Raw genomic sequence first — 5,391 nt, forward strand, 5'->3', positions numbered from 1 at the left:
GCAGGGGCCGGATGCGGGCCCACTGCTCGTCGGTGAGCACGAGGCCGGGCGGCGCCGGTGCGGGCCCGGCCGACGCCGGCGGGCCCGCGCCGAGCAACGCGACGGACGCCGCGACGCCGATCTCCGCCACGTCCCGGACGTCGCCGCCCTCCTCCAGGACCGTCGCGGTCAGCTCGCGCAACCCGCCCAGGATGACCAGGGCCAGCGAGCGGGAGACCGGGGCCCGGCCCGCCCGGCGGAACGGCTCGTTGGCGGTCAGCCGCTGCACGAGATCAGCGAGCGCGTTCATCGTCTCGCGGCGGACCCGGCCCGCGACCGGGCCGAGCGACGGGAACTCCCGGATCCAGCACAGCGACAGCTCCGGGCTCGCCGTGACGTGGCCGATGTAGGCGAGCACCGCCTGCCGGGTCTGCGACTGCCAGGGCGCGGTCGGGTCGACGGCGCTCACGATCCGCCGCATCAGGGCGGCGTTCGCGGCCTCCATCAGCGCCAGCAGGCAGTCGTCCTTCGTCTCGTACACCTGGTAGAACGTGCTCCGCGACGCCCGCGCGTGCCGGACGATGTCGGCGATCGTCGTCTCGCGGTAGCCGCGCTCCTCGATCGCCCGGTGCAGTCCCTTGAGGAGCCGCTCCCGGACAGGGTCCGCGGTCACCGCCGGCGCCGCAGGCCCGCGACGATGTCGTAGTAGCGGGTCGGTGCCAGCCGGGCCAGCGCGTCCACGAGATAGGCGTCCGGGCCGACGAGGATCCGCGCCTTCCCGCGGTCGACTCCTTTGTGGATGATCTCGGCGGCGCGCTCGGGCGTGGTGCGGGCGATCGCGTCGAACTCGGCCGCGATCTGCTCGTGGGTCCGGCCACGACCCTCGGGGTCCGCACGGAACCGGGCGTTGCGCGCGATGTTGGTCTTCACCCCACCCGGGTGTACGGTCGCCGCCCGCACCCCGGTGCCGCGCAGCTCCTGCCGGAGGGCCTCGGTGAACCCGCGGACAGCGAACTTCGCGGCGCAGTAGGCGCTCTGGTACGGGACGCCGATCAACCCGTACACGCTGGAGGTGTTGACGATCGTGCCGGCGTCCTGCGCGACCAGCAGCGGCAGGAACGCGCGCACGCCGTTGACCACGCCGCGGAAGTTGATCTCGTGCAGCCAGTCGTCGTCCGCGGGCACCGCGCCGAGCACCGACGAGCCGATCGCCACACCCGCGTTGTTGAACACGGCACCGAGCGGCGCCGGCGCCCAGTCGCGCACCTCACCGGCGAACGCGGTGACCGCGGCCGCGTCGCGCACGTCGAGGACGCGTCGTAGCACCGGCCCGGGCAGGTCGTGCTTGAGCCCCGGCTCATCGACGTCCGCGACCGCGACCGGGCAGCCGGCCGCCGAGAGCCGCCGCGCGAGCGCCCGGCCGATCCCGGACGCGGCACCCGTGACGACGACGGTGCGGCCCGCCAGCGGCTCAGGCCGCGACATCGCCGGCCTCCTCCCGCGCGTGCCCCGCGATCAGGTCCGCCAGCGTCGGCCACACCCCGGCCGGGCAGTCGTGGCCCAGGCCGGGGATCACCACCAGGCGCGCGCCGGCGATCGCCCGCTGGGTCACCCGTCCGCCGCTCGGGTGCACCATCGGGTCCCGGTCGCCGTGCACGACCAGAGTCGGCACGCGGATCTGGCGCAGCTCCCGGGTGCGGTCGCCGGAGGCGAAGATCGCGGCGAGCTGCCGGCCCACCCCGGCCGCCGAGGGGTCGCGGTCCCAGGCGGCGGCCGCCCGCGCGCGTACACCCGGCTCGTCGAAGGGGAAGCCGCGCGAGCCGATGTGCCGGAAGATCCGCACCGCCCGATCCATGGCCTCGTCCCGGGTCCGGGGCGGCGCGCCGCCCATGAGCCGCCAGGTCGACAGCCGCGGCCGGCCGACGAATCGGGCGCCGGTGGTCGACATGATCGAGGTCAGCGTGCGGACCCGCGACGGGAAGTGGGCGGCGACGGTCTGCGCGATCATGCCGCCCATCGACACGCCGGCCAGGTGCGCGCTGGGCAGCTCCAGCGCGTCGAGCAGGCCGGTCGTGTCGCGGGCCAGGTCGCCGAGGTGGTACGCGTCCGCGGGGATGCGCCCGGTGAGGATCTGGGCCAGCGACGGCGGCCGGTAGCCGGCGTGGGTGGACCGGCCGGCGTCCCGGTTGTCGAACGTGACCACCCGGTAGCCGCGCTGGACCAGCATCTCCACGAAGCCCTCTGGCCAGGCGACCAGCTGCTGGCCGAGCCCCATGATCAGCACGAGCGGTGCGCCGGCCGGATCGCCGTGCTCGACGTAGCAGAGCTGGATCCCCCGCCCGACGTCCGCGAACCGTTCGTCGCTCATGCGGTGACCTCCATCTGCTCCCCTGTGCTGGTCCCCCGCGGCTGGGTGCGCCGGTGCACGACCGCGAGGCCGCCCTTGGCCGGTGCGTAGGCGACACCGCGGGAATGCCAGCGCTCGCCGGGCGCGTACGTGGTGCGCAGTTCGAAGTCGCGAAGCAGCGCGCGCAGCACGACGGTCATCTCCAGGTTGGCGAACGCGGCGCCGACGCAGCGCCGGGTGCCGCCGCCGAACGGGATCCAGGCGTACGTGGCCGGCTTCTCGCCGACGAACCGGGTCGGGTCGAACCGGCGCGGGTGCGCGAACACGCTCTCGTCGGTGTGCACCAGGTCGATGCCGGCGAGCACGGTCCAGCCGCGCGGCACGTCGACCTCCCCGATCCGCAGGCCGTCCCCGATGACGCGGCGGGCGGTGTTGATCACCACGGGCCGGGTCCGCTGGATCTCGAGGATCGTGGCCTGCAGCAGGTCGGTGCCGCCGCGGTCGAGGTCGTCGACCAGCGCGTGCAGCGCCGCCGGGTGCCGGCTGAGCCGTTCGACCGCCCAGGCCAGCGTCGTGGCGGTCGTCTCGTGCCCGGCCGCGAGCAGGGTGAGCAGCTCGTCCTTGATGTGCGCGTCGGACATCGGAGCGCCGTCCTCGTAGCGGCTCTGCAGCAGCATGGCGAGGATGTCGTCGCGCTCGTCGAGGTGCTCGTCCGCGCGCGCCCGGTCGATCAGGATCTGGACGATCCGGTCGTAGATGGCGCGGTACTCGCGGAACTTGCGCCACGGGTTCCACGGCCCGATGCCGCGGTCGGTCACGGGCAGCACGGTCAACCGGGAGCCGTACGTGACGAAGATCGGCAGCTTCTCGCGCAGCTCACGGAGCTCTTCCCCATCGGCGCCGAAGACGGCCCGCAGGATCACGTTGAGGGTGATCCGCATGAACGGGGCCAGCGTCGCGAACTCGCGCCCGAGGGGCCAGGTCGCGGCCTCCCGCGCGAACTCCTCCTCGATCAGCCCGGCGTACGCGTGCATCCGGCGGCCGTGGAACGGCGGCACGAGCAGCTTGCGCCGCAACCGGTGCGGCTCACCGTCGAGGCCGAAGATGGAGCCGGCGCCCAGCACGCGGCCGAGGTTGGGCTGCGGCGTGCCGACGACCTCCGGGCTCGCGGTGAAGAGCTGCTTGAGGGCGGCGGGGTCGCTGACCACGAGGGTCCTGCCGAACGGCGGCACGTCGAGGACGAAGGCCTTGCCGTGGCGCTCGCGCAACGACATCAGGAAGCGCCGCCGGGCGAACAGCATGCCGGCCGTCTGGGCCGCCTTGGGCAGGCGCACGACGGGAGCGTCCATGCGTCCTCCTCCGGGGGGAGTACCGGGCAGTACCCGACACCCGCACGGTAGTCCCGCCAGACATAGACGCACAAGGGTTGATCGATGTCTCCAATCGGGCGCCGTTTGGAGACATCCCTCGAGGGGCCCCTATCCCGTGTCCCCGTCGCAGGGCGATCGGACCTCAGAGGAAGAGATTGAGCAGCACCGTCAGGACGATCGACGCGATGACGGAGAAGGCAATCATCAGCATGCAGCCGATGCCGCCGCCGAGGGGGCGGATCTCCACGTTTCCGATTCTCATGGCGCACGCCATACCCGCTGAGGCGAGAGTCAAGCGGTGGCCGGCCCGGCGGGTCAACGGTCGTGGGCGCGGCGCTGCTGGGTCGTGTCGCGGATCCGCTGCGCCTGCGCCGCCACGCCCGCGATGCGCCCGGCCAGGGTGTGGCCGGCGGGCAGGTGTCGGCCGGCCGCGGCGAGCAGCGGCAGCAGGACCGCGGCGTCGTCGGCACCGATCGCCCGGTGCAGCTCGTCGAGACTCGGCTGCGCGGCCGGCCCCAGCTCCTCGACGGCGGACACGAGGCCGGCGAGCTGACGCAGGTCGGCGCCCTCGGCCCGGGCCCAGTCCTCGACGGCCCGGTCGGCGGCCCGCTGGTCGCGGACCGCCAGCACCCGCTGGTCACGGGTCGTCGGACCGCCGCCGCTGTCGGGCGCGAGGCGCAGGAAGCGACGCTCGGCCGCCTGGCGGCTGGCGACCCCCAGTGCCGGCGCGAGCTGCGCCCAGCTGGCGCCCGCGTGCCGGGCACCGGCGATGAGCTGCCGCTCCCATCCGTCGAGTTGCGCGCGGACGCGCCGGAGGACGACCAGCGCCGCGAGGATGTCGGCGACCGGGATGCCCTTCGTCCGCTCGGCCGCGTCGGTCATCGCCTGCTCGAGAGCCCCCACGGCGGCCTTGCTGTCCATCGGCGCTCGCCCCTGTCATCGACTTGTTGACGGAACCGCTTGTCATCGGTCCGATGACATGTTACAACAACAACTGAGCGCATTGACACCGTCGTTCTTCGGTGAAAGGGGTGAATCCGATGTTGATGCGCACCGATCCCTTCCGCGAGCTCGACCAGATCACACAGCGTCTGCTGGGTGGCGCCGCGCCAGGCACGTGGTCACGGCCGGCGCCGATGCCCCTCGACGCGTACCGCAGTGGTGACCACCTCGTCGTCGCGTTCGACCTGCCGGGCGTCGCACCGGACGCGATCGACATGGACGTCGAACGCAACGTCCTCACCGTCAAGGCCGAACGCCGCCCGCTCGACCTCGCCGAGGACGCCCAGGTCCAGGTGGCCGAACGGCCGCTGGGCGTGTTCTCCCGCCAGCTGTTCCTGGGCGACGCGCTCGACACCGACCGGATCGAGGCGAGCTACGACAACGGCGTCCTGACCGTCCGGATCCCGGTCGCCGAACAGGCCAAGCCGCGCAAGGTGGCCGTTTCGACGAGCGGGCGCAAGGCGATCGACGCCTGACCGACCCACCGCCCTGGGTGGCGGTTCGCCGCCCGGGGCGGTCAACGGCAGGAGGTGACGGCGGTGGGTGTGACGACTACGCGGGCCGTGGACGACGCGTTCCTCGATCTCGTGTGCCATGACGAGGAGCTGGTGAAGGCCGAGTTCGACACGATCGTCGCGGCGTCGTGGGGCACTACGTGACCAACGCCGGGGTCACCCTGCACCTGCTGACCGG

The 5,391-nt window shown here is 73.3% G+C and carries 6 protein-coding genes; 1 reads left to right on the forward strand and 5 read right to left on the reverse strand.

Translation table 11 applies throughout. From position 1 onward, the window contains the following. The 5 genes from AB0H87_RS37400 to AB0H87_RS37420 all read right to left on the reverse strand — a co-directional run. Nucleotides 1–652, reverse strand: a 652-nt coding sequence (locus AB0H87_RS37400; RefSeq protein WP_360157076.1) for a TetR/AcrR family transcriptional regulator, incomplete at its 3' end; no start/stop codon positions are given. Continuing rightward, entirely contained in the window at nt 649–1,464 is an 816-nt protein-coding gene (locus AB0H87_RS37405; RefSeq protein ID WP_360157079.1) for an SDR family NAD(P)-dependent oxidoreductase, read from the reverse strand. The genes AB0H87_RS37400 and AB0H87_RS37405, both read right to left, overlap by 4 nt. Then, nucleotides 1,451–2,347, reverse strand: coding sequence for an alpha/beta hydrolase (locus tag AB0H87_RS37410; RefSeq protein ID WP_360157082.1), 897 nt, complete (start codon nt 2,345–2,347; stop codon nt 1,451–1,453). Before AB0H87_RS37410 ends, AB0H87_RS37405 begins: the two co-directional genes overlap by 14 nt. Then, nucleotides 2,344–3,675, reverse strand: coding sequence for a cytochrome P450 (locus AB0H87_RS37415; RefSeq protein ID WP_360157085.1), 1,332 nt, complete (start codon nt 3,673–3,675; stop codon nt 2,344–2,346). Before AB0H87_RS37415 ends, AB0H87_RS37410 begins: the two co-directional genes overlap by 4 nt. A 336-nt stretch (nt 3,676–4,011) precedes the next feature. Then, the gene (locus AB0H87_RS37420) at nt 4,012–4,617 is read right to left on the reverse strand and encodes a hypothetical protein (RefSeq protein WP_360157088.1); all 606 of its coding nucleotides are present in this window, start codon (nt 4,615–4,617) and stop codon (nt 4,012–4,014) included. A gap of 119 nt (nt 4,618–4,736) precedes the next feature. Between AB0H87_RS37420 and AB0H87_RS37425 the strand changes: the two genes are divergently transcribed. Then, nucleotides 4,737–5,174 carry an Hsp20/alpha crystallin family protein gene (locus AB0H87_RS37425; protein WP_360157091.1) on the forward strand — a complete coding sequence of 146 codons (438 nt, stop codon included), beginning with the start codon at nt 4,737–4,739 and terminating at the stop codon, nt 5,172–5,174. Nucleotides 5,175–5,391: the final 217 nt, after the last annotated feature.

It is taken from the genome of Asanoa sp. NPDC050611 (assembly GCF_040654855.1).
Lineage (GTDB): Bacteria > Actinomycetota > Actinomycetes > Mycobacteriales > Micromonosporaceae > Asanoa.